This window comes from Kingella potus, assembly GCF_900451175.1.
Lineage (GTDB): Bacteria > Pseudomonadota > Gammaproteobacteria > Burkholderiales > Neisseriaceae > Neisseria > Neisseria potus.
On the sequence record NZ_UGJJ01000001.1, the window covers coordinates 420,628 to 421,920 of the forward strand.

The 1,293-nt window shown below is 53.6% G+C and carries 1 protein-coding gene; it reads right to left on the reverse strand.

What is annotated here, in order from left to right; genetic code table 11:
* Positions 1-67: 67 nt before the first annotated feature.
* The gene (locus tag DYE40_RS12760; protein WP_174901015.1) at positions 68-1,279 is read right to left on the reverse strand and encodes a hypothetical protein; all 1,212 of its coding nucleotides are present in this window, start codon (positions 1,277-1,279) and stop codon (positions 68-70) included.
* Positions 1,280-1,293 lie beyond the last annotated feature (14 nt).

The window sequence follows — 1,293 nt, forward strand, 5'->3', positions numbered from 1 at the left end:
TCTTAGGGGGCGGGATAAGGTTTGCCGCCGGTGCGGTGCAGCCGGCGGCCGTGCTTCAACTGCCGAATCAGGTTCTCGGCCTGTTTTCCAAGTAGTTTAATGCCTTCATATACCGCTCGCGGACAAACTCCCGATTCACAATATAGGCATCGTCAACGGCAAGCCATGATTCAACTATTTCCCGCAAATTAGGCTTGCCGTCTAAATACAGAATAACCAGACGTTCGAGAAAAAAATTGTATGTAAACAGCCCATTGCCAGCCTCATGTTCAAGATCTGTAACCGTGTTGTTTTCAAAAAAGCGGTCTACGTCCGCATAAGTATAGATCGGTGCCACTTCCGCCAGCTTCTTGTCCAAATAAGCCAAAAATGTTTCGACATCGCTTTCGATTTTGAATTGGCTTATGCCAGCATAGCAGGATCTCCATGAGTCGGATAAATAATAGCCGAGGTTTACCCCCCCCCCAGCAGCTAATTGTTTTATATTGTTTTTTTTATCGTAAGGATGGATATTGTCCAGCTCATACCAGTATATCTGTTCTGCCGTTTCGTCCGACAGATCCCAATACACCGATATATTGTAAACACCGTCATTGTAGGTATCCCAGATGGAAACATAAACAATCTGCCAACCATGTTCGGTCGGCTTGGCATAAACCATCACATCCGGCTCGGGCTTGCGGCTTCTCTTATCATGGCCTTCGGGACGGTAGAACTGCGGGGCATATTCAAAGCCGTAACGCCCCATCAATTCGTCGGTCTTCGGGCGGAAGTATTTGTAGAAATCTTTGATGTTTTCCGGCAGGCCCCGGTTGGCGGCACGCCATTTTCTTTCGGCTGCCGCTTTTTCTTCCAGCTCGCGCTGGATGGCGGCAAAAAAGTCTTCCTCGGGAAAGCTGCGGCCGTCGGGCAGGAGCAGGCGGCCGTTGCTGTCGTACAGCACCAAGCCGAGATTGGGGGCGTAGTCATCCAGCAGCGGCATGATTTCATCGTAATGCTCGGACAGTTCGGCCAGGGCGTGGCCGCGCAGGTAGGCGGGCAGATCGGTTTCGATGCCGGCATAGCTTTGGCGGAAGCCTGCGCTTGCTTCTTTGGAACGGGCGGCCTTTGCGATGATGGCGGCCAGTTCGGCAAAGGGGCTGGGATCCGCACCGGCGGGCAGGGGCTTTTCCGCCCATTCGTCGGCAATCCGCTGCGCGGCAGACAGGCTCTCGGGCAGCATGGCGGCGGGATCGGGGAAGTGGGCGGGATACCAGAGGTAGACGGGGTTCATGGACATGGGGGGTTCCTTTC

Coding starts and splice junctions, on each gene's coding strand:
- DYE40_RS12760 (WP_174901015.1), bottom strand. CDS start 1,279: ATGTCCATGAACCCCGTCTACCTCTGGTATCCCGCCCACTTCCCCGAT.